This window comes from Flavobacterium sp., assembly GCF_039595935.1.
Lineage (GTDB): Bacteria > Bacteroidota > Bacteroidia > Flavobacteriales > Flavobacteriaceae > Flavobacterium.
The window spans coordinates 465598-488585 of the sequence record NZ_JBCNKR010000006.1; the positions used below are offsets into that span (position 1 = coordinate 465598).

General features: G+C 34.3%; 25 protein-coding genes. 16 read left to right on the forward strand and 9 right to left on the reverse strand.

Going from position 1 to position 22988, the window contains the following annotated elements:
- Positions 1-11: 11 nt before the first annotated feature.
- The gene (locus tag ABDW27_RS11725; RefSeq protein ID WP_343696076.1) at positions 12-365 is read right to left on the reverse strand and encodes a MerC domain-containing protein; all 354 of its coding nucleotides are present in this window, start codon (positions 363-365) and stop codon (positions 12-14) included.
- Between the two features lie 94 nt (positions 366-459).
- Between ABDW27_RS11725 and ABDW27_RS11730 the strand changes: the two genes are divergently transcribed.
- The 4 genes from ABDW27_RS11730 (at position 460) to ABDW27_RS11745 (ending at position 3904) form a co-directional block, all read left to right on the forward strand.
- Positions 460-852 (forward strand): transcriptional repressor, encoded by a 393-nt coding sequence (locus ABDW27_RS11730; protein WP_343696077.1) that lies wholly within the window; start codon positions 460-462, stop codon positions 850-852.
- Between the two features lie 74 nt (positions 853-926).
- Positions 927-2795 (forward strand): Nramp family divalent metal transporter, encoded by a 1869-nt coding sequence (locus tag ABDW27_RS11735; RefSeq protein ID WP_343696078.1) that lies wholly within the window; start codon positions 927-929, stop codon positions 2793-2795.
- A 92-nt stretch (positions 2796-2887) separates the two neighbouring features.
- Complete coding sequence (locus ABDW27_RS11740) at positions 2888-3541, forward strand: metal-dependent transcriptional regulator (RefSeq protein WP_343696079.1); 654 nt, start codon at positions 2888-2890, stop codon at positions 3539-3541.
- A 33-nt stretch (positions 3542-3574) separates the two neighbouring features.
- Complete coding sequence (locus tag ABDW27_RS11745; protein ID WP_343696080.1) at positions 3575-3904, forward strand: hypothetical protein; 330 nt, start codon at positions 3575-3577, stop codon at positions 3902-3904.
- Between the two features lie 95 nt (positions 3905-3999).
- Here the strand turns inward: ABDW27_RS11745 and ABDW27_RS11750 are convergent, their stop codons facing one another.
- The 7 genes from ABDW27_RS11750 to ABDW27_RS11780 form a co-directional block, all read right to left on the reverse strand.
- Positions 4000-4398 (reverse strand): hypothetical protein, encoded by a 399-nt coding sequence (locus tag ABDW27_RS11750; protein WP_343696081.1) that lies wholly within the window; start codon positions 4396-4398, stop codon positions 4000-4002.
- A gap of 225 nt (positions 4399-4623) precedes the next feature.
- Positions 4624-5406, reverse strand: a complete 783-nt coding sequence (locus tag ABDW27_RS11755) for an enoyl-CoA hydratase-related protein (RefSeq protein WP_343696082.1) — start codon at positions 5404-5406, stop codon at positions 4624-4626.
- Between the two features lie 11 nt (positions 5407-5417).
- Positions 5418-6833 (reverse strand): ATP-binding protein, encoded by a 1416-nt coding sequence (locus tag ABDW27_RS11760; RefSeq protein WP_343698130.1) that lies wholly within the window; start codon positions 6831-6833, stop codon positions 5418-5420.
- 143 nt (positions 6834-6976) lie between these two features.
- Complete coding sequence (locus ABDW27_RS11765; RefSeq protein WP_343696083.1) at positions 6977-7525, reverse strand: CopD family protein; 549 nt, start codon at positions 7523-7525, stop codon at positions 6977-6979.
- Positions 7526-7558: 33 nt separating this feature from the next.
- Positions 7559-8572 carry a ferrochelatase gene (gene hemH, locus ABDW27_RS11770; protein WP_012023026.1) on the reverse strand — a complete coding sequence of 338 codons (1014 nt, stop codon included), beginning with the start codon at positions 8570-8572 and terminating at the stop codon, positions 7559-7561.
- A 144-nt stretch (positions 8573-8716) separates the two neighbouring features.
- Positions 8717-9088 (reverse strand): hypothetical protein, encoded by a 372-nt coding sequence (locus ABDW27_RS11775; RefSeq protein ID WP_343696084.1) that lies wholly within the window; start codon positions 9086-9088, stop codon positions 8717-8719.
- A gap of 4 nt (positions 9089-9092) precedes the next feature.
- Positions 9093-9968, reverse strand: a complete 876-nt coding sequence (locus ABDW27_RS11780; RefSeq protein ID WP_343696085.1) for an AraC family transcriptional regulator — start codon at positions 9966-9968, stop codon at positions 9093-9095.
- 226 nt (positions 9969-10194) lie between these two features.
- On the opposite strand from ABDW27_RS11780, the gene hemA reads away from it, so the two are divergent.
- From hemA to ABDW27_RS11840, 12 genes are all read left to right on the forward strand, one after another.
- Positions 10195-11445 (forward strand): glutamyl-tRNA reductase, encoded by a 1251-nt coding sequence (hemA, locus tag ABDW27_RS11785; RefSeq protein ID WP_343696086.1) that lies wholly within the window; start codon positions 10195-10197, stop codon positions 11443-11445.
- Between the two features lie 104 nt (positions 11446-11549).
- Positions 11550-12473: a hydroxymethylbilane synthase gene (hemC, locus tag ABDW27_RS11790; RefSeq protein ID WP_343696087.1), complete on the forward strand. Its 924-nt coding sequence runs from the start codon at positions 11550-11552 to the stop codon at positions 12471-12473.
- Positions 12473-13138: a uroporphyrinogen-III synthase gene (locus ABDW27_RS11795; protein ID WP_343696088.1), complete on the forward strand. Its 666-nt coding sequence runs from the start codon at positions 12473-12475 to the stop codon at positions 13136-13138. Before hemC ends, ABDW27_RS11795 begins: the two co-directional genes overlap by 1 nt.
- A 141-nt stretch (positions 13139-13279) precedes the next feature.
- Positions 13280-14305: a uroporphyrinogen decarboxylase gene (gene hemE / locus ABDW27_RS11800; RefSeq protein ID WP_343696089.1), complete on the forward strand. Its 1026-nt coding sequence runs from the start codon at positions 13280-13282 to the stop codon at positions 14303-14305.
- Between the two features lie 107 nt (positions 14306-14412).
- Complete coding sequence (locus ABDW27_RS11805) at positions 14413-14964, forward strand: transposase (protein ID WP_343696090.1); 552 nt, start codon at positions 14413-14415, stop codon at positions 14962-14964.
- Between the two features lie 120 nt (positions 14965-15084).
- Positions 15085-15465: a hypothetical protein gene (locus ABDW27_RS11810; RefSeq protein WP_343696091.1), complete on the forward strand. Its 381-nt coding sequence runs from the start codon at positions 15085-15087 to the stop codon at positions 15463-15465.
- Between the two features lie 5 nt (positions 15466-15470).
- Entirely contained in the window at positions 15471-16373 is a 903-nt protein-coding gene (gene hemF, locus ABDW27_RS11815) for an oxygen-dependent coproporphyrinogen oxidase (RefSeq protein WP_343696092.1), read from the forward strand.
- A gap of 151 nt (positions 16374-16524) precedes the next feature.
- The gene (locus tag ABDW27_RS11820; protein WP_343696093.1) at positions 16525-17463 is read left to right on the forward strand and encodes a DUF4421 family protein; all 939 of its coding nucleotides are present in this window, start codon (positions 16525-16527) and stop codon (positions 17461-17463) included.
- Between the two features lie 88 nt (positions 17464-17551).
- Positions 17552-18439, forward strand: a complete 888-nt coding sequence (locus tag ABDW27_RS11825; RefSeq protein ID WP_343698131.1) for a fructose bisphosphate aldolase — start codon at positions 17552-17554, stop codon at positions 18437-18439.
- Between the two features lie 345 nt (positions 18440-18784).
- Complete coding sequence (gene hemB, locus ABDW27_RS11830; protein ID WP_343696094.1) at positions 18785-19777, forward strand: porphobilinogen synthase; 993 nt, start codon at positions 18785-18787, stop codon at positions 19775-19777.
- Between the two features lies 1 nt (position 19778).
- The gene (locus tag ABDW27_RS11835; RefSeq protein ID WP_343696095.1) at positions 19779-20177 is read left to right on the forward strand and encodes a c-type cytochrome; all 399 of its coding nucleotides are present in this window, start codon (positions 19779-19781) and stop codon (positions 20175-20177) included.
- Between the two features lie 85 nt (positions 20178-20262).
- The gene (locus ABDW27_RS11840; RefSeq protein ID WP_343696096.1) at positions 20263-20712 is read left to right on the forward strand and encodes an effector binding domain-containing protein; all 450 of its coding nucleotides are present in this window, start codon (positions 20263-20265) and stop codon (positions 20710-20712) included.
- Positions 20713-20760: 48 nt separating this feature from the next.
- Here ABDW27_RS11840 and ABDW27_RS11845 read toward each other — a convergent pair whose 3' ends face one another.
- The gene (locus ABDW27_RS11845; protein WP_343696097.1) at positions 20761-22821 is read right to left on the reverse strand and encodes a M13 family metallopeptidase; all 2061 of its coding nucleotides are present in this window, start codon (positions 22819-22821) and stop codon (positions 20761-20763) included.
- Positions 22822-22988 lie beyond the last annotated feature (167 nt).

Here is a 22988-nt window from a genome sequence, read left to right on the forward strand (position 1 = left end):
AATCTGAATTTTTAATGATGTTCTTTTTTGTGTAACTTGTAATTAATTAAGTGTCCGATAATCATTCCTGTTCCTCCATAATAAATTAAATCCAAATGTGTTTCGAGAAGTAATTCGCTTAAAACACTAATCCAGATTAATGCCATTGAAACGACTAAAATAACAGAGACTAAAAGACAAGATTTTTTAATAATTTTGAGAATCGCAAATGCACCAATTGAAGCAAACAGCAAATCGATAATTGGGTTATGAATTAATCCTAAAGGGAGGATGGTTAAAAGTGGAAAAATCAAACAATGAACCAAACAAACGGCCGCGCTCGAAATTCCTAAAATATCATAAAAAGGTGTTGTTATTTTCTTCATTTCATGTACTTTTGTTTAATGCAATAATGTTGCAAATATACACATAAAATTCAAACGCAATATTGTTGCGTTAATTTTTTTAATTTTAAATAAGATGAAAACCACGCGTAACACTACAGCAAAAACAGCCGTTTTAGAGGTTTTTGAGAAATCGAAAACAGCCCTGTCACATTCCGAAATTCAAAAGCAATTAAACGATATTTGCGATCGCGTTACTATTTATAGAATTCTGGACCGCCTGTTAAATGATGATATTATTCATAAAATATCGAACCTTGACGGAACGGTGAAATATGCAAAATGCAATCATTCGCATCAAAAAGTTCACATTCATAATCATGCTCATTTCAGCTGTGAAAACTGTCATGAAATTACTTGTCTCGAAGGAGTAAAACCAAGTTACATTATGCCGCACAATTATAAAGTTAAAGAGATAAACTTTACGCTTTCGGGATTGTGTCCAAATTGTTTAAATTCTAACATCTAAGTTTTAGACTCGCCTAAAAATATTGTTCCGCGAATATAATTTTTCTATATATTTGTTAAAACAATACTTTTAAAATGACCAAATCTTTAGAAGAAGTAAACCAATCGGTTGCTACAGAACATAAAAAAACAGGTTTCAGGAAAATATTAGCGTTTTTAGGTCCGGCTTATTTAGTAAGTGTAGGTTATATGGATCCCGGAAACTGGGCCACAGATATTGCCGGCGGAAGTCAGTTTGGCTACACTTTAGTCTGGGTTTTATTAATGAGCAACTTAATGGCACTGCTTTTACAGAGTTTAAGTGCCCGTCTCGGAATTGTAACCCAGCGTGATTTGGCGCAGGCTTCAAGAGAAACGTATTCTAAATACATCAACTACATTTTATATTTTCTGGCCGAAATTGCGATTGCTGCCTGCGATTTGGCCGAAGTACTCGGAATGGCCATTGGAATTAACCTCCTTTTCGGAATTCCGCTTTTTGAAGGAGTTTTGATTACCGTACTGGATACTTTCATTCTGCTATTCCTAATTAACAAAGGAATCCGAAAAATGGAAGCTTTCATTATTGCTTTGGTCGCTATAATTGGTTTTTCATTTATTTTTGAGATGATTTTTGCAGAACCTGAAATTCATAAAATCATCGGCGGACTTGTGCCTTCTATTCCAAATTCTGCAGCATTGTACATCGCAATTGGAATCATCGGAGCCACTGTAATGCCTCACAACCTCTACTTACACTCTTCTTTAGTTCAAACCCGAAAGTTTGACAGAACTCCATCTGGAATTAAACAAGCTTTAAAGTATAATTTAATTGATTCGACGATTGCTCTGAATTTAGCCTTTTTTGTAAATGCGGCCATTTTAATTCTTGCTGCTGCGACTTTCCACAAAAACGGAATGTTTGAAGTAGCAGAAATTCAGGATGCACATCAGTTTCTTGAACCTTTATTGGGAAATAAATGGGCTCCCATTTTATTTGCCGTCGCTTTAATCGCTGCCGGACAAAGTTCGACCGTAACCGGAACTCTTGCCGGACAGATTGTTATGGAAGGTTACTTACATCTAAGAATTCAGCCTTGGGTTCGCCGAATCATAACGCGCTTAATTGCGATTGTTCCTGCCTTAATCGTAATTTGGATATACGGTGAAAGCCTAACCGGAAAGCTTTTAATTTTGAGTCAGGTAATTTTGAGTCTCCAACTAGGATTTGCCATTATCCCGCTGATTCATTTTGTGAGCGATAAATCAAAAATGAACGGTTTTCATATTTCCAGAACTACGCAGGTTGTTTCCTGGATTATTGCTTCGATTATTGTGTCTCTAAACGCCAAATTGGTTTATGACGAAATTACTTCATGGCTTGAAAGCTCAAGTAATCCTATCATTTTGTGGTTTACCGTTATTCCATTGGCTTTTGGGTTTCTGGCTTTGCTTTTATACATTGTTTTTAAACCTTTTATTGCCAAGTTTAAATCAAAACCAATAAATCATTCTCCGCATAATTTAAAACTTCATTTTAAACCAAAGGAAAGTCAAACGATTAAAAATATTGCTGTTTCTGTAGACTTTTCTAATGCTGATGAAGCCGCATTAAATCATGCTTTTGAAATGGGCGGAATGAATGCAAAATACACGCTCATCCATATTGTGGAAACTGTTGGTGCTCTCATGTACGGAATTCACATTCACGATCATGAGACTACAATTGATGAAAAGCTATTATTAGAATATAAAGAAATGCTTTCGCAAAAGGGATTTGACATTGAAACGGAACTTGGTTTTGGAAAACCTGACAAAATAATTCCGGAAATCATTAACAGCGGTATTTTTGATATCCTTGTCATGGGAACCCACGGCCACACTGGATTAAAAGATATTCTTTTTGGTACAACGGTAGATAAATTGAGACATAAAATTTCAATACCTTTGTTGATTGTTAAATAAAAAGATACAAAGTTCAGAGTGACAAAGTAACAAAGTTTTTTTTAGCTCTGTCACTTTGCAACTTTGTTCCTTTGTTACTCAAAAAGAAAAAAATGACCTTCTCAGAAGAAAATTACCTTAAATCGATCTATCATCTTACTGCGGCCTTAGAAACTGAAGTGAGTACCAATGCTATTGCTGAAATCATGGAAACGAAAGCTTCCTCTGTAACCGATATGCTTAAAAAACTGGCAGAGAAAGATTTAGTCAATTATAAAAAATACCAAGGTGTTTCGTTAACCGAAAACGGAAAACTGGCAGCCAAAATGATCGTTAGAAAACATCGTTTATGGGAAGTTTTTCTTGTAGAGAAATTAAACTTTAGCTGGGATGAAGTTCATGATATTGCCGAACAATTGGAACACATCAAATCCGAACAATTGATTAATCGTTTAGATGATTTTCTGGGAAATCCAACGGAAGATCCTCATGGTGACCCCATTCCGGATGCAAACGGCCGAATTATAAAGATTGAAAAGCAACTACTTTCTGAATTATCTGAAAACCAAACCGGAGTTTGTGTTGGCGTAAAAGATACTTCTTCTGAGTTTTTGAAATATCTCGACAAACAAGGAATTGCTTTGGGTTCTAAAATTGAATTCCTTTCTAAAGAATCTTTTGATTTATCGGTGAAAATTAAGGTTAATGAAAGGGAATTATCTATTTCAAATAAAATTGCTTCTAATCTGTTTGTGAAGCTGGTTTAAGACATCTAAAAGGTAAATCGAGCATATAAATTTATGGATGAATTTGAAATCAATTCAGAAAATGAAATAAAAGATCTTGAAGCACAATTAAAAAAACTCCCAAAAGAGAAGTGGAAAATTTGGAGATTAATTGTCGTTGGAATTATTACACCTTTTGTTGGCCCATATATTCCTCTAAGAAAGGGAATGCTAGTTGATAGAATGGGCTATCACAATTCTGTTTTACTGTTTGCCTTAATTTTTCTGTTTGCAGTCCCAGTAGGTTGTTATATGCATTTCCAAAAAATCAATAATGAAATATTTGATATTGAATGCCAAATTGAAAATTTAAAACGACAAAACAAACAAAAAATTGAGGGTTAAATTTTAGAATAAATTCTTAAAAACCAAAAACCATTTTTTTAATTCCTAAAAACGCATCAATGTTTTTCTTACTTCAGGATTAACTAAAATATTATTTAAACAATCCCCTTCTCAATCATTTCCAACATAACCGGAGAAGCATTTTTAAACGTTGGCGGCTGTTCTATAATGCTTCCTGCGTTCTTTTTATTTACTTTAAAAGTCACATCATTATCTGTTGTAAATAAAAGTGCGGTTAAAAAAGGTTTTTTGATGTAAGTTCCCAAAACCAGTAAAGCTTCATCTAAAGTATGAATGCTTTCGATTTCTTCAGTCTTGTAGCGTGAAGTTAATGAGATAGAAAAAGTATTATCTTCATTTAAAACCAATCTGAAATAAATGTTTTTGATTTCGGTATCACCCATAGTTTTAGCCAAAGTAAGTTTTGCGAAAGTTCCGCTTTGAATACTTTGTTTAACTCGTTCACAAAAAAGGGCAAATATTGGTTCGTACATTTTTTTAAGTTGCTAAGGTTCTGAGATGCTGAGGTTCTAAGTTTTTTTTTTAAACCTTTGTCTATATTTAACCGCAAAGGTCGCAAAGATTTACACAAAGAACACAAGAATTGGGCAAAAAAAAATCAGCCACAGATTATAGAGATTAACACAGATTCCTGTAAATCCTTTTAATCCAAATAATCTGTGGCTAAAAACTAATATTTTTTTTGCGGTTAAGAAAAATTATTTTCCTGTAAATTCAGCTTTACGTTTTTCTAAAAAGGCAGTTGTTCCTTCTTTGAAGTCTTGTGTTCCGAAACACTCTCCAAATGATTTTATTTCGGTATCAAAACCATTCTTGCCGTCTTTGAAGTTTGCATTGATGGCTTTTATAGCTTTTCCGATTGCGAATGGTGCATTTTTGATAATTTTCTGAGCGATTACATTTGTAAACGACAATAATTCTTCCTGAGGCACCACATGATTTACTAATCCGTAGTGTTTAGCTTCTTCGGCAGTAATCATCGCTGCGGTCATAATCATTTCCATGGCACGGCCTTTTCCAACTAATTGCGGTAAACGCTGTGTTCCTCCATAACCCGGAATTAATCCTAAAGTTACTTCCGGCAATCCCATTTTTGCGTTATCAGAAGCTATTCTAAAATGACAAGACATTGCCAATTCTAATCCGCCGCCAAGAGCAAAACCATTAACGGCCGCAATAACCGGCTTTTTAAGGTTTTCGATAAAATCGAATAACGATTCTTGTCCTTCTGCTGCTAATTGTGCGCCTTCAACAACTGTATAGTTTGCAAATTCAGAAATATCGGCTCCGGCAACAAAAGCTTTTTCTCCGCTTCCGGTTAAAACAATAACACGAACCTCATCGTTTTTTGCTAATAATTGAATAGCATTACTCAGATCACTAATTGTAGCTTTGTTTAAAGCATTTAGTTTAGTTGGTCTGTTAATTGTTATTGTAGCGATTTTTTCCTGAATAGAAATTAAGATATTTTCGTAGTTCATAACGACTGTTTTTATGAGTTTGTGATAGGGAGCGAAACTCTAAAAGTGGTTCCTTTTCCGTATGTTGATTCAAAGGTAATTGTTCCTTTGTAATTTTCGATGATGTTTTTGATAATTCCGAGACCAAGTCCCATACCACTGGTTTTGGTAGTAAACTTTGGTTCGAAGATTCTTCCGATGTCTTGTTTCTGAATTCCGATTCCGTTGTCTTTTACGGCAATTTCAACGTTATTGTTTCTTCTTTTTACTGTAACTACAATCGATTTTTGAAACTGGCTTTCCGGAATGGCCTGCGTTGCGTTTTTAACCAAATTGGTAATAACACGTATCAATTGCGTACGGTCCATTTTTGAAATAATCTCTTCTTCATCGCTTTCAAAAGAAATATAATCTTCGTTAAAGATATCCAATGCCAGTTCGACAACCTCAACAACATTCAGGGTTTCATTTTGCTGAGCCGGCATCGAAGCAAAATTCGAAAATGCCGAAGCCACAGACGTCATGGTGTCTATCTGCTGAATTAAGGTTTCGGAGTAATCATTCATTTTTTGTTTCACATCAGGATCATTCGGATCGAACTTTCTTTGGAAACTCTGAACTGTTAAGCGCATCGGCGTAAGCGGATTTTTAATTTCGTGTGCCACTTGTTTTGCCATTTCTCGCCAGGCTTCTTCACGTTCGCTTTGTGCTAATTTTATGGCGCTGACTTCCAATTTGTCAACCATTCCGTTATAGGCTTTTATAAGGAAATTAACTTCTTTGCTATTCGCTTCCAACACAATCTTTTCATTCTTCTGATCCAGATTAGTTTCTTCTAATCTATCAGAAATGGTTTTTAAAGATTTTGTGATATAAGTTGAAAGGAAATATGCCAAAGCGAAAGCTACAATCAACATAAAAGAATACACCTGACTTAAACGAATCAGAAAGGTGTTCAACTCATTATCATAATAACCGTCGTCTTCTAAATACGGAAGATTTAATATACCGAGCGGTTTAAACTTTTCATCTTTTATTAAACTGTAGGAAGATCTGTTCTTAACTCCGTCGATGGTTTTTATGTCTACAAAACGCTTTTCGATTGAAGAGCGAACTAACTTTAAAATATATTCCGGAATTGGCGGTGCGATTTTATCAACTGCAAAAGATTCTTTCGAAGATTTAAGCAGTTTCCCGTCAAGGCTGTAAATATTAATTTCGATTTTATGAATCTGCGCCAGCTCATGAATTTTATCTTTAAAGATTAAATCCAGATTTTGGGTTTTCAGCGGATAAGTTGTAGTCGAAAGCACATAATTGATGTGTTCTTTTACCGCATTTTCTTTTCGTTCTAAACGTTCCTGATGGTATTCTTTGGCCTCTGTTTTAAACTGAATAATAGAAATCGAAGCCAATAAAAAAGATGCTACAACAATCAATACAATCATCGACAGGAAAATCCTGGTACGAAGGGATAGCATTGACATTTTGAAGTTAAACATATTTTTTAGTATTCAGTCTCAGTCTCAGTCTCAGTCTCAGTCTCAGTCTCAGTCTCAGAAAAACTGAAAACCGTGACTGCGACTGAAAACTATTTTCTCTCTCTTATTCTTTTATAAAAACGGAATCCCAGCATTATTAAAACCGAGAATAAAATAATTCCGATTACGCCGAAAATCCAGTTTATAGCGCTTTTTAAAACTACTAAAAATACAACAGCAAATAGAATAATCGTTGCACCTTCATTCCATAAACGCATAAAATTATTTGAATATTTTACCTCATCGTTTTGTAGTTGTTTGAAAATCTGATGGCATTTTCCGTGATATAAATACAAAAGGAAAACGAAACATAATTTTACGTGCATCCACGATTGTGTAAGCCAAATATGCCCTGCATCTGTAAAAAACAGCATCCAAAAAGCAAAAATACTTGCCAAAACCGCCGAAGGCCACGTAATAATGTACCACAAACGGTAGGCCATTATTTTGTATTGCGCCTGCAGAATTTCTTTTTCTGGAGAAGGCTTTTCACTGGCCTCAATTTGATACACAAACAAACGCACAATATAAAACAAACCCGCAAACCAGGTTATTACAAATATAAGATGCAGTGATTTTAAGTAGTTATAATATTCCATAAAGTCTATTTTCTTTACTCTTGCCTCTTTCTTCTATTTCGCCCAATCGTTAATCCAGTTGCTTACTGTCTGACACCATTCGTCATCATCGTTCAAACATGGAATTGCTAAGAATTCTTCTCCTCCATTTGCTTCAAAATCTTCTTTGGCGCGCATCGCGATTTCTTCCAGAGTTTCTAAACAATCTGAAACGAAAGCTGGTGTAACAACTGCCAATTTCTTGATTCCTTTTGCCGGCATGTTATCAATTTCAACATCAGTGTAAGGCTCCAACCATTTGTCTCCCGCTAAACGTGATTGAAATGTCAGACTGTATTTGTCTTCTGGAAGTCCTAATAATTTAACGACTTGTCTTGTAGTTTCATAACATTGGTGACGGTAGCAGAATTCATGCGCCGGAGATGGTGTGTTGCAGCAAGAACCGTCAATTTTACAATGCGATTTAGTTACGTCGGTTTTGCGAATATGACGTTCTGGAATTCCGTGATACGAAAACAACAAATGATCATAATCAAAACCAACCAAATGTTTCTGAATTGAATCTGCCAAATTCTTGATGTAATCCGGTTTGTTGTAAAATGCCGGAACATCAGTAAATTTCATGTGAGGGAATTTCTTCTTGCGAATTTCTTCAGCTTTAACTAAAATAGTCAAAGTGGAAGCCATCGCGTATTGCGGATATAAAGGAAAAAGCATTACATCTGTAACTCCTTTATCGCTCAATTCTTGAAGTCCTTTTTCGATTGTCATACTTCCGTAACGCATTGCTAAAGAAACTGGAACATTCACAAGTGGCTGAACCTTTTTCTGCATTCTTTCTGAAAGAACCACTAACGGCGAACCTTCTTCCCACCAAATTTTCGCGTAAGCGTGAGCCGATTCTTCTGGTCTTTTTCTTAAAATAATTCCACGAACTAATAATGCTCTCAACAAATACGGCACGTCAATCACGTATTTATCCATTAAAAATTCGTCTAAATAAGGTTTAACATCTTTTGTCGTTGGACTATCCGGAGATCCTAGATTTACTAATAATACGCCTTTCATATTTTTTGCTTTAGGCTTTAAGCATTAGCTTTAAGCTTTTTTATTTGTTTTTTAAAATTTTTGTCAAAAGTAGAACTTGCTGCTTTTTGGAAATATGATAATTATTACTTTTTAATTATGTTCTTATTTATAAAATTGATGCTTTTAATATTTGCTTAATTCTTTTTCCATTTTTTCTTTCCATCCTTTTCCATTTCTATTTTCTAAATAAGAATCTGTTATTTTATGATATGCACTTATTGCTTCATCCAATTTTTTGTCGCCAATTACACATCCTTCATTTTTTTTAAATAAACCATATTTATTATAAATACTATCTCGTTTATGCTTTTTTGCTTCTTGAATTTTTCTTTGAGATTCAATAGGAGAAATAAATGGCAAACCATAAGTAAATGTTTTCACACTGTCAACTTCAATATCATGTAAAGCTTGATTTTTATATTCAGTCAACAACGGACTGTCTGGTGATTTACAGTTAAAGAAAACAACACATATTATAAAAGAAACTTTTTTCATTCCATTAAACATTCGCATTAATCGACATTAAATATTTCTTTGGAGTCGTGGCAAATTTCTTTTTGAAAGCTGCTATAAAGTGGCTTCCGGTGCTGTAGCCTATTTTCAATCCTACTTCGTTTACATTATAAGAACCGCTGTCTAAAAGTTTTCTCGCGAAATCCATTTTGTAATCGAAAAGAAAACCATAAACTGTATCGCCGTAAATTTGTTTGAAACCCATTTTTAGTTTCTTCAAATTTAAACCAATTTCATCTGCCAGTTCCTGCAATCCCGGAGGTTCAGCCATATTGGCGATGATAATTTCTTTGGCTTTTCGGATTTTTAAAACGTTATCCTCATCAATTAAAAACGGACATTGTTCTGCATTTGGGTCTTCGGTTCTGTTGAAATACAAACTCAACAATTCGTATCCTTTTCCTTTATAATAAAGGTTCTTTATAGACGGATGTAGATTATAATGAAACAGCTGACTTAAAACAATTGCCATTGACGGACTTATATTTCCTTCGTTATAATACTTTTTATCCTTATTATCAGGACTTAAAAAAGTAATATAATCGGCTTCGGCAGAAAATAAGGCGTGAAACTTTTTAATCGATACAATTACCGAGATCGCCCATGAGTTTGGAGCCAGCTCTAAATTAAGTGGCAATTCTTTCTGAGGATTATATAAAAGCAGCGATTTTTCTTCTTTTAATTCTAAAGCATAATTGCCTTGATTGAATAAAAATTTTGCATTCCCTTTTATCCCGAAATGAAACTGTATCAGGCCAGTACCTATTATTTCATGCTGTGCATAAAAAGGCTCAGTGCCATCGTTTTGAAAACGGATCAGCGTAAAGTCGTCTTCAATTTTAATAATTTCTTGAGAACCCATAGCGATATTTTTTTAAAACAAAAATCAAAACAAATGCAAAATGTTATTTAGAATCACTCTAAACAAATCGCTTCAAACGAGTTGATTTTGCTACAAAAATAGTCCTTTTTACTCAAAAACACCTATTTAGGTTCAAAAAAACATACAGCGACATAAAAAGTACTTTTAGCGTTATTTTTATCAAGGGTATAATAATATTTTTGTTGCACTTTTATGAAGTGAATTTATGGAAAACAATAACGTACCGAAACACCTTTATTTTTACTCAGTTGGTCTGAGTTATAAAAAAGCTGATGCTGAGGTCAGAGGTCAATTTAGTTTGGATGCAATTGCCAAAACGCGTTTGCTGGAACAAGCTAAAAAAGATGGAATAGAAAGTTTACTTGTAACTTCGACCTGCAACAGAACTGAGGTATACGGTTTTGCAGAACATCCATTTCAATTAATTAAACTTATCTGCGATAACAGCAATGGTTCTGTTGACGCTTTTCAGAGAGTTGGTTTCGTTTATAAAAATCAGGAAGCAATTAATCATTTATTTCGCGTAGGGACTGGTTTAGATAGTCAGATTCTGGGCGATTTTGAAATTATATCTCAAATCAAAACTTCTTTTATCCATTCAAAATCATTAGGCCTGGCCAATGCTTTTATGGAAAGATTAGTCAATGCGGTTATCCAGGCAAGTAAAAGAATTAAAAATGAAACTGAAATCAGTTCTGGTGCCACTTCGGTTTCTTTTGCTTCTGTACAATATATTTTGAAGAATGTTGAAGACATCAGCAATAAAAACATTTTGCTTTTCGGAACCGGAAAAATTGGAAGAAATACTTGTGAAAATTTAGTAAAACATACTAAAAATGAACATATTACTTTAATAAACCGAACTAAAGACAAAGCCGAGAAACTGGCTGGAAAATTAAATTTAATTGTTAAAGATTATTCTGAATTACATTTAGAACTTCAAAAAGCCGATGTCGTGGTTGTAGCAACCGGCGCGCAAAATCCAACAGTTGACAAAGCAATTTTGAATTTGAAAAAACCTTTACTGATTCTGGATTTGTCAATTCCGAAAAACGTTCATGAAAATGTTGAAGAATTAGAAGGTGTAACTTTAATTCATATGGATTATTTGTCTCAGTTGACAGATGAAACTTTGGAAAACAGAAAATTACATATTCCGGCTGCTGAAGCAATCATCGAAGAAATTAAAGACGAATTTATTACCTGGATGAAAGGCCGCAAATTTGCGCCGACAATCAATGCTTTAAAAGAAAAACTAAATGCTATTAAAGCTTCTGAATTGGATTTTCAAAGTAAAAAAATTGCCGATTTTAATGAAGAGCAAGCTGAAATCATAAGCAACCGAATCATCCAGAAAATCACTACTCATTTTGCAAATCATTTAAAAGACGATAACACCATGGTTGATGAAAGCATCGAATGGATCGAAAAAGTCTTTAAAATAAAAGCATCTTAAATAAATTTTAAACCATATAAGTTATATAAGTTCATTTAATAAAAGTTCGTGTTTTGCCCAAACTGCTTACACTTATATAACGTATATTGTTCAAAAAACAAAACATGGCAGAAAAAACAATCAGAATTGGAACGCGCGATAGCGAATTAGCACTTTGGCAGGCACATACTGTAGAGAAATTACTAAATGATTTAGGTTATAAAACCACAATTATTGCCGTAAAATCTCAAGGTGATATTATTCTGGATAAACCTCTTTACGAATTGGGAATTACCGGAATTTTTACCAAAACGCTTGACATTGCCATGATCAATGGTGATATTGATATCGCAGTACATTCTATGAAAGATGTTCCAACGGCTTTACCAAAAGGAATTGTTCAGGCGGCGGTTTTGCCAAGAGCCAATGTTCTGGATATTTTAGTCCATAAAGGAAATCCTGATTTTACAAATCCAAGTATAATTGCGACGGGAAGTCTACGTCGTCAGGCGCAATGGTTCAATAAATACCCAAATCATACGGTGGTTGATTTACGTGGAAACGTAAACACTCGTATGCAAAAATTGCAGGATAATAATTGGGACGGAGCTGTTTTTGCCGCTGCAGGTTTGGAGCGTATAAACTTAAAACCTGAAAATTTCATTAATCTTGATTGGATGATTCCCGCACCGGCACAAGGCGCAATGTTAGTTGTGGGAATGGAGAATGACAACTATACTTTGGATGCCCTTTCTCAATTAAATGATATAGAAACTGAAATTTGTACGCATATCGAACGTCAGTTTTTAAGAACGCTTGAAGGCGGATGTACAGCACCCATTGGAGCTTTAGTAAAATATAATGAAGATGAAGACACTTTGCATTTTCAAGGTGTTTTACTTTCTATCGATGGAAAACAAAAACTGGAAATCAACAAAACGGTTGATATTTCTGAATGGAAAAAACTAGGTTTCAACTCTGCTCAGGAGATTTTGAATAATGGCGGAACGGAATTAATGCAGCAAATCAAAGAATCCCTGAAAAAATAATGGCAAACCCAATTCAGATATTATCTACTAAAATATTATCTCCTCTTCAAAAACAAGGGTTGGTAAAAATTGGTTTAGAAGTAATTGAAGCTGATTTCATCAAAACCGAAAACAAACCTTTCGAATTAAAAAACCTCAACGAAAGTTTAATTTTCACAAGTCAAAATGCCGTACACAGTATTTTGTCAAATCCAAAATCAGAAGAATTAAAAAAGAAAAATGTGTACTGTGTTGGTCTAAAAACCAAAACGCTTTTAAGCGATAATGGCTTTAATGTTGTGGCTTACACAGGTTACGCATCTGATTTGGCCGAAATTATTGCTCTGATTTACAATAAAGAAAGTTTTACTTTTTTCAGTGGAAATCTTCGAAGAGATACTTTACCGGAAGCTTTAACAGAAGCTGGAATACAATTCAATGAAATTCAGGTTTACGAAACTTCACTTCAGCCTCAGAAAATAAAAGCAAATCCTGAAGCTCTTTTGTTTTTTAGTCCGTCTGGAGTTACAAGTTACCTGAAAGACAACACTATAAACAAACAGCTTTGTTTCTGTATTGGCGAAACCACAGCAGAAGCTTTACATAAAATTACCAAAAACATCATCATCGCAGATCAGCCAACGATTGAAGACGTGATTGAAGATGTAATTAATGAATACAAGTAAGCAATACGCTTTAGGCTATAAGCCGTAAGCAAAAAAACAAAAACAATCAATGTGATGGCCTAAAGCTTAAAGCTTAAAGCCTAAAGCAAAAAAACAAACACCGCTTAAAGCCTAAAGCTTAAAGCCTAAAGCAAAAAACAAATGTTAAAAAACGACCTATTTTTAAGAGCACTAAAAGGAGAAACTGTTCAGCGTCCGCCGGTATGGATGATGCGTCAAGCCGGAAGATATTTACCGGAATTTATTGAATTACGTGATAAATACGATTTCTTCACTCGCTGTCAGACTCCTGAATTAGCAGCAGAAATTACGGTACAACCTATTCGCAGAATCGCTCCGGATGCGGCTATTTTATTTTCTGATATTTTAGTTGTGCCTCAGGCAATGGGTATTGAAGTTTTGATGAAAGAAAACATCGGACCATTTATTCCGAATCCAATTCGCTCTATGGCAGATGTTCACAGAGTTTATGTTCCGGATATTCAGGAAAGCCTTGGTTATGTAATGGATGCAATTAAATTGACTAAAGAAATGCTGAACGACGAAGTGCCATTAATTGGTTTCGCTGGTTCGCCTTGGACAATTTTCTGTTATGCTGTTGAAGGTCGTGGTTCTAAGAGTTTTGATATGGCAAAAGGATTCTGTTTCTCAAATCCGGCTGCTGCGCATACTTTATTACAAAAAATTACAGACACAACTATTTTATACTTAAAAGAAAAAGTAAAAGCGGGTGTTGATGCTGTTCAAATTTTTGATTCTTGGGGAGGAATGCTTTCTCCTGTTGATTATCAGGAATTTTCATGGAAATATATCAACCAAATCGTTGAAGCTTTAGCCGATTTAACTCCGGTTATTGTTTTCGGAAAAGGTTGTTGGTTTGCTCTTGGCGAAATGGGTAAAAGCCGCGCTTCTGCACTTGGAGTAGACTGGACTTGTTCGGCAAGAAACGCGCGTTATTTGTCTGGTGGAAATATTACTTTACAAGGAAATTTTGACCCGTCGAGATTACTTTCTCCAATTCCGACTATTAAGAAAATGGTTCATGAAATGATCGATGAGTTTGGAAAAGATAAATATGTTGTAAATTTAGGTCACGGTATTTTACCAAATATTCCTGTAGATCACGCAAAAGCGTTTATTGACGCGGTTAAGGAATACGGGCAATAGTTTTAGTCTTAAGTAACATTCCTGCAAGGTTTTGTAAACCTTGCAGGTTTAAAAGTTGTTTTTATATTTACAGTAAAAACCTACAATAAATATAAAAAAACTTACGAATGAAACTTGAGGTATTAAAAAAAGATTGTTATTACCATATTTATAACCGAGGCATTAATGGAACAACCATTTTTGAAAATGACTCTAACAAACTATATTTCTTAAAGCAAGTAGCTAAATATTTGGAAAATAGAATTTCCATATTTGCTTATTGTTTGATGAACAATCATTTTCATTTAGTTATTCGTTTAAACATAGAAGAAAAAGAAGTAATACAAGCATTTTCAAACTTGTTTAATTCTTATGCCAAAGCATTTAATAAACAAACCAACAGAACAGGAAGTTTATTCGAAAAACATTTTAAAAGAATAAAGTTAAATGATGAAAATTATTTAAGACGACTGATTGTTTACGTTCATTTAAATCCAAAACATCATTTCGATTTAGACTTTACCAGCTTTAAATTTTCATCTTATCAAGCTTTTTTATCAAATCGAGAAACAAAAATAGAACGAGATGAAGCTTTAAGTCTATTTGGAGATTTAGAAAATTTCGTTTTTTGCCATAATCAAAAAAATAAGTTTTTAAATGAAACTTATACTTTTGAATGATTTCGATCTGTCCTGCAAGGTTTTTAAAACCTTGTAGGTCTAAAACAAGATCATTATATTTAATTTAATATATAACCAATACCTACAAGGTTTTGAAAACCTTGCAGGAAACGAAATAAAATGCTCAACAAAGGATTAAGAGACGAAGAGAAAATAAGAATTGATAACGTCCTCAAAACGTTACGAACTCTTATGTATGTTCCTTATCCTTTGAATAATTTAGAAAAAGAAAACATTGAAGATCAGCTAAAAGAAATTGGGCTAAATTTCGAAACTTTATCAAGTCAAACGAATGAAGATCTGATTACATTATTAATGCGACTTCATTTTGATTGGGAACATTTAGAACAATTTGGAGATATTTTAATCGAATTCTCTAAAGATGAAAATTATAATTTTACTGATAAAGCTTTAGTGATTTATCAATATATTCAGCAGGAAAGCAAAGTTTTTTCTTTTGGAATAAATACCAAAATAGCTTCGGCGAAAGCCAAAAAATAATCACAATGAAAGACAAATTTTACGCCTACATACAAAATTTACAAGACCAAATCTGTGCTGGATTAGAAACTGTTGACGGAACTGCAAAATTTCGTGAAGACTTATGGAAACGTCCTGAAGGCGGCGGTGGAAGAACGCGCGTTATTGAAAATGGAGCTGTTTTTGAAAAAGGCGGCGTAAACATTTCAGCAGTTCACGGAAAACTTCCAGATACCATGCAAAAAATGTTTGGTGTGGGTGAAGCTGATTTCTTTGCATGTGGATTAAGTTTGGTCATACATCCGAAAAACCCCATGGTTCCTACGGTGCACGCCAATTGGCGATATTTTGAAATGTATGACGATTCTGGAAAAGTAATCGAACAATGGTTTGGCGGCGGACAGGATTTAACGCCTTATTATTTGTTTGAAGAAGATGCAAAACACTTTCATCAAACTTGTAAAACAGCCTGCGACAAACACAATCCGGAGTTTTATCCAAAATATAAAAAACAATGTGATTCGTATTTCTGGAATGCACATCGTTTCGAAGCGCGCGGTCTTGGTGGTTTATTCTTTGATTATTGCAAAGCAAATGAGCAAATGTCGATGGAAAACTGGTATGATTTTGTAACCGAAGTCGGAAACAGTTTCCTTCAAGCATATGTTCCGGTTGTAGAAAGAAGAAAAAATCTGCAATATACTCCTAAAAACAGAAACTGGCAGGAAATTCGCCGCGGCCGTTATGTTGAGTTTAATCTGGTTCATGACAAAGGCACATTATTCGGTTTAAAAACCAACGGAAGAATTGAAAGTATCCTGATGAGTCTGCCGCCTCACGTGCAATGGGTTTATGATCATCATCCAGTAGCCGGAAGTGAGGAAGAAAAATTGATAAAAGTATTGCAAAATCCGATTGATTGGGTTTAATGTCATAGCCTAAAATTTATTCAACACATAGAAACATAAATTTAAAGACCTATCTTAGAGGATATTTTAGAAAATTACATTTTTCACATGTCATTTATGTGAAATATTTTGAACGAAACGTATTTTCAAATTATCTAAAAACTATGTCTCTATGTGTTTAAAAATAATTTACATAGCATTCTTTACCAGCATTTTTGGATGTTTCGCCCAAAATGATTCTCTGCAAAAATTCTATTTTAAATCCTACAGAGATAAAATTACAGTCAGCACTTATTATTTAAACACTTCTAATAGTTTTCAGATTGCATCAAATGAAAACGGAGAGCGGTTTTATGTTGACCTCATCCCCAATCGCAGAGAACAGATTGGTTTTACTTTAAACTATAAAATTATTGATGTAACAGTAGGTTTTGCACCGAAATTTCTAGGTGGAAACAAAGGCGATTCAAAATCAAAAAATTTCAATTTTAATACACGTTTTTATTATAAAAAATGGATGCAGTCTTTCTCTTTCATTAATCAGAAAGGGTTTTATATTAATGACGATGGCATTACGGCACAGCTTCCCAGTATGCGGACAACCAAAATCGGCGGTTCGACTTCTTATATCTTCAATGACAAATTCTCTTTTAAAACCTTAATTAGTCAAAACGAATGGCAGATTAAAAGTTCCGGAAGCTTTATCCCTATTTTTTCTTTTTATTATACCAATTTAGACCTGAATACTCCCGATTCATCACCCGGAGATATTTATGTTTTTACACTCGCTCCCTCCTATTTCTATAATTTCGTAATTAGCGACAGGGTTTTAATTGGAGCCGGACTTGCTCTTGGCGCCGGAATTAATTTAATCGACAAAGAATCCTCGGCTTTGTATCAGGCGGATTTTAATTTAAAACTCGCTTATAATAATGATCGTTTCTTTGCTTTTGCAAGTCTTAACACTATAAGTTTTGCTCAGGATGAAAAAGTCGATCCAAGACTGAATGATAACATTGTTACTTTAAAACTTTCTGCAGGTTATCGATTTGATCCTCCAAAAAAAGTAAAAGAAGTATACGATAAAGTAAATGAGAAAATTGGTCTTTGAGAAATCTTCTCTCTCATAATCAATAAGTTCTGAAAATTGCTTAAATTACATAGATTTATAAAAACTAAAATTCATTATTATGGCAAGTATAAACCAGGAACAATTAAATCGTATGCATTCCGGAAAAGGGTTTATTGCTGCATTAGATCAAAGCGGCGGCAGTACTCCAAAGGCATTATCGCAATATGGTGTTGAGGAAAGCAGTTATAAAAATGACGAAGAAATGTACACACTTGTACATGAAATGAGAACCAGAATTATTAAAAGTCCTGCTTTTGACAGCAATTATATTCTGGGTGCTATTTTATTTGAAAATACTATGGACCGTAAAATAGACGGTCAATGGACGGCTGACTATTTATGGAAAGAAAAAAATATAGTTCCTTTTTTAAAAGTTGATAAAGGACTTGCTGATCCTGCAAATGGTGTGCAATTAATGAAACCTATTTCTAATTTAGATGAATTGCTTACGAGGGCTGTAGAAAGAAATGTTTTTGGAACAAAAATGCGTTCTGTTATTAAAGAAGCCAATGCAGCTGGAATTCGGGACATTGTAGAACAGCAATTTGAAGTTGGAAAACAAATCTTTGAAAAAGGACTTATCCCGATTATAGAACCTGAAGTTGATATTTATAGTCCAGATAAAGAAAAATCAGAACAGATTCTGAAAGATGAAATCCTAAAACAGCTTCATTCTTTAGACAAAGATGTAAAAGTGATGCTGAAACTATCTATTCCAACAGTAAATAATTTTTATACTGAATTAATTTCAGACCCGCATGTCGTGCGTGTAGTGGCTTTGTCTGGTGGATATTCAAGAGAAGAAGCCAATGACAAACTTGCTCATAACCACGGATTGATTGCGAGTTTTTCAAGGGCATTATCCGAAGGTTTAAATGCTGATCAGTCTGATGCCTATTTTGACACAACACTTAGTAATACAATTAAAGCTATTTATAAAGCTTCGATTACTTAAAAATAGTTTAGACTAAAAAAAGAAGTAAATAATGGGGTTTTAAAACCCCATTATTTTTGGTCTAATTTTAAATTTTACACCCTTTTGTAAAAAGAAGATTCGGCATAATTTTAATGACTTCGAAAATATTAATATCCAATCAAATTTTTAGATAATATTAACTCATTCTAACCTCAGCTAACAGCCTAATTCTGTTCCTTTTTCTTTAACTTTGCGCCACTTGTCAAAAAGTAAAACAACCTTCAAAAAAATAAAAAACAATACATTTTAGAAATACGATTCATCAATATGATTTCGAAGAAATCAGCTGCAATCTAAAATCTAAAATCTAAAATCTAAAATCATATGTTTCCACTTCAAAGAAACCGTCGTTTAAGAACCAATGAATCTATTCGTTCTTTAGTTCGTGAAACCAGTTTAAGTCCACAGGATTTTATGCTTCCAATGTTTGTTGCAGAAGGAAAAGATGTAAAATCAGCAATTCCTTCAATGCCGGGGATTTACCGTCATTCATTAGACAACACCATCAAAGAAGTAAAAGAAGCCTGGGATTTAGGAATCAAAGCGGTAAACATTTATGTAAAAGTTTCGGATAATTTAAAAGACAATAAAGGAACTGAAGCCTGGAACAAAGACGGTTTAATGCAGCAAACAATCCGTGCGATTAAAGATGCTGTTCCGGAAATGATTGTAATGCCAGATGTGGCCTTAGATCCTTATTCAATTTATGGTCATGATGGAATCATCGAAAACGGTCAGTTAATCAATGATGCAACGGTTGATGCTCTAACTCGTATGAGTTTAAGCCACGCTGAAGCGGGAGCTGATTTCGTAGCGCCAAGTGATATGATGGATGGACGTGTTTTGGCGATTAGAAAAGCACTAGAAGAAAACGGACATCATAATGTTGGAATTATGAGTTACAGTGCCAAATATGCTTCGGCATTCTATGGCCCTTTCCGTGATGCTTTAGATTCTGCTCCGGTAGATTCTCAAAATATTCCAAAAGACAAGAAGACTTATCAAATGGATTATGCCAATAGAATTGAAGGAATTCGTGAAGCATTATTAGATGTTGAAGAAGGCGCAGACATCGTAATGGTAAAACCTGGAATGGCCTATTTAGACATAGTTCGTGAAGTAAAAAATGCCGTTCACGTACCCGTTGCAGTTTACCAAGTATCTGGTGAGTACGCTATGGTAAAGGCTGCAGCCGAAAGAGGATGGTTAGATCACGACAAAATTATGATAGAGCAACTTTATTGCATTAAGCGTGCAGGAGCAAGTATTATCTCAACATACTTTGCAAAAGAAGCCTCAATAATTTTAAATAAATAAGATGAAGAAAGTATTATTTTTATCAGCCGTTTTAGCATTTGCATCTTGCAAAAATGAAGTTCCCGCAAATACAGACTCGACAACAGAAACTTATACCGAACGAGAAACTACAGAAGCCACAACACCTGAAGCTTTAGGAAAGGAAATCTTTGAAGGAAGAGGAAATTGTACTTCCTGCCATCAGCCTGACCAAAAAGTTATTGGCCCAAGTATTCAGGAGATTGCCAAAATATACAAAGATAAAAAAGGCGATATTCCAACGTTCTTAAAAGGAAACGCAGATCCTATTGTAGACCCAAGTCAGTTTACGGTAATGCAGACTAACTTTGCCGTTACAAAAACAATGTCTGATGAAGAGTTAAAAGCAATTGAAACTTATATTTACAGCCATTTAAAATAATTTATACGCAATTTCATTTTCCTGCTGACATACTGTTGTCACCACCTGAATATAAATTTGAGCTCAACTCAAAAATTAAGTAAAAATGGATATTCATAATTTTAGCATTATTGGAATTTCTGTTAGAACAACTAACGAAAATGGGCAGTCAGGACAAGATATTCCTGCACTTTGGAACAAATTTATATCAGAAGGAATTGCTGATAAAATCGCAAATAAATTAAACAACGATATTATTTGCGTTTACACGGATTATGAAAAAGATCATACTAAACCTTACACAACCATTTTAGGCTGCCCGGTAGAAAATTTAGATTCAATTCCGGAAGGTTTGACCGGCAAAATCATTGAAAGTGATAATTATGAAAAATTTGCTCCTAAAGGAAATCTTGCTGAAGGAATTGTTTATAACGAATGGCTTAAAATATGGGATTCTGGTTTAAACAGAATCTTTACCAGTGATTTTGAAATTTACGGAGAAAAAGCTCATAATCACGAAAATGCAGAAGTAGACATTTACATTGCAGTTCAATAACCAATAAAAAACGGCGCTGTATCAGCGCCGTTTTTCTATTTATAAATCTTACCAGATTTTAACTCGTTTTTCTGGAGTAACAAACATTTTATCTCCGCTTTTAATTCCAAAAGCTTCATAAAAAGCATCCACGTTTTGAATTGGCACATACGCTCTGTACATTCCCGGTGAATGCGGATCAGTTTTCACCTGATTTTTAATCGCTTCGTCTCTCGTTTTGGTTCTCCAGACTGTTGCCCAGGAAATAAAGAAACGCTGTTCAGGAGTAAATCCGTCAATTAAACCCGGATTTCCGTGTGCTTTCAAATACAATTGCAAACCATCATAAGCCGCGTTGATTCCGCCTAAATCACCAATATTTTCTCCTAAAGTAAATTTACCATCAACATGAATTCCCGGTAACGGTTCAAGAGCGCTGTATTGATCTGCTAATTGAGAACCTAATTTTGTAAACTGCTCTAAATCTTCTGGTGTCCACCAGTCAACAAGATTTCCATCAGCATTATAACGAGCTCCTGAATCATCAAAACCATGAGATATTTCATGACCAATAACAGCTCCAATTCCACCATAATTTACAGCTTCATCAGCTTGGTAATTGTAAAATGGCGGCTGTAAAATGGCGGCTGGAAATACAATTTCATTATATGATGGGTTGTAATAAGCATTTACCGTTTGAGGCGACATTCCCCATTCTGTTCTATCAACCGGTTTATTTAGTTTTTCAATACCTTTTTTAAATCTCCATTTTGACAGGTTTTTAGAATTGCTGAAATAACTTCCGCCTTCTGCTACGCTTTTAATTTCAAGTGCCGAATAATCTTTCCATTTATCAGGATATCCCACTTTAATGGTAATTTTATTCAGTTTTTCAATAGCTTTCGCTTTAGTGTCTTTAGACATCCAAGCCAAATTATTAATACGGTTTTGGTACGCCGTAATAACATTATGAATCATATCCAATGCTTTGGTTTTTGCTTCAGCAGGAAATACTTTCTCTACATACAGTTTTCCAAGTGCTTCACCAATACCTCTGTTTACAACTTGTAACGCTTTTTCTTCGCGAGGTAATTCTTTTTTTGCACCTCTTAATGTTTTGCTGTAAAAATCAAAATTTGCTGTTTCAATATCAGTAGATAATTTTGAAGCTGAAGTATTTAACAAGTCCCATTTCAAATATTCCTTCCACTGCTCTACTTTATTTTCAGTAAAAACGGTTTGCAGCGCTTTCATATAACGAGGTTCCATTACAACTACACTGTCTAGTTTTGCCAGACCAATACCTGTAAAATAAGCATTCCAGTTAATGGCAGGTGTTAACTTTTGAAGTTCTGCAACTGTCATCGGGTTATATTGCAAACGGCTGTCTCTGCTTTCAACACGGTTTAATCTTGGTTTAGATAATTCGGTTTCAAAAGCTACGATTTCTGCTGCACTTTGTTTTGCTTTCTCTGGAGATTCTCCAATAAACTGCATCATTCTTGCAACGTGAAGTTCATATTTAGCGCGTTTTTCTTTAGAATCTTTATCGTCAGAAGTATAATAATCCTTGTCGCTCAAACCTAATTGACTTACGGCCAGACTTACTGAATTTTTAGAACTGTTTTTTTCATCAGCTCCAATGTAAATTCCGAAGAAACCAGAACCGCCTTCCGGTTCCATTTCAACTAAATATTTTTGCAGATCAGCCACATTTTTAATGGCGTCGATTTTTTTCAGATACGGTTTTAACGGAGTAATTCCTGCTTTGTTTCTACCCACAGTATCTAAAACCGTCAGAAATAAGTTAACAGCTTTTCCCTGATCAGTATTCGATTTGTATTTTGGATTTTTTGATGCTTCTTTCAAAATAGACATCGCATCTTTATCTGTCCTTTTAATCAATTCATTAAAACTTCCCCAAGTGGTACGATCGCTTGGAATTTCAGTTTGATTAAGCCAGGTTCCATTTACGTATTGGAAAAAATCCTGACTCGGACTAATTTGGGTATTCATGTAAGACACATTAATACCAGGCTCTTTTGGAGCAGCGTTTTGAGCATTAGCAGCTGTAAATGATAACATTACAGAAAAAGCACAAAACAACGGTTTACTAAGTTGTTTTTTCATTAATTTATATGTTTCGAGTGTTTATACAAACATATTGTTAATATTGATAACTTCATGTTAAAATTTTTGCAATAATCGAGGCAATAAATTCTGTTATTTCATTCTAATAGAAACTATCAATTATTTTCATGAATTAAAACGCTGTTTCTCTGCGATAATTGAAATTG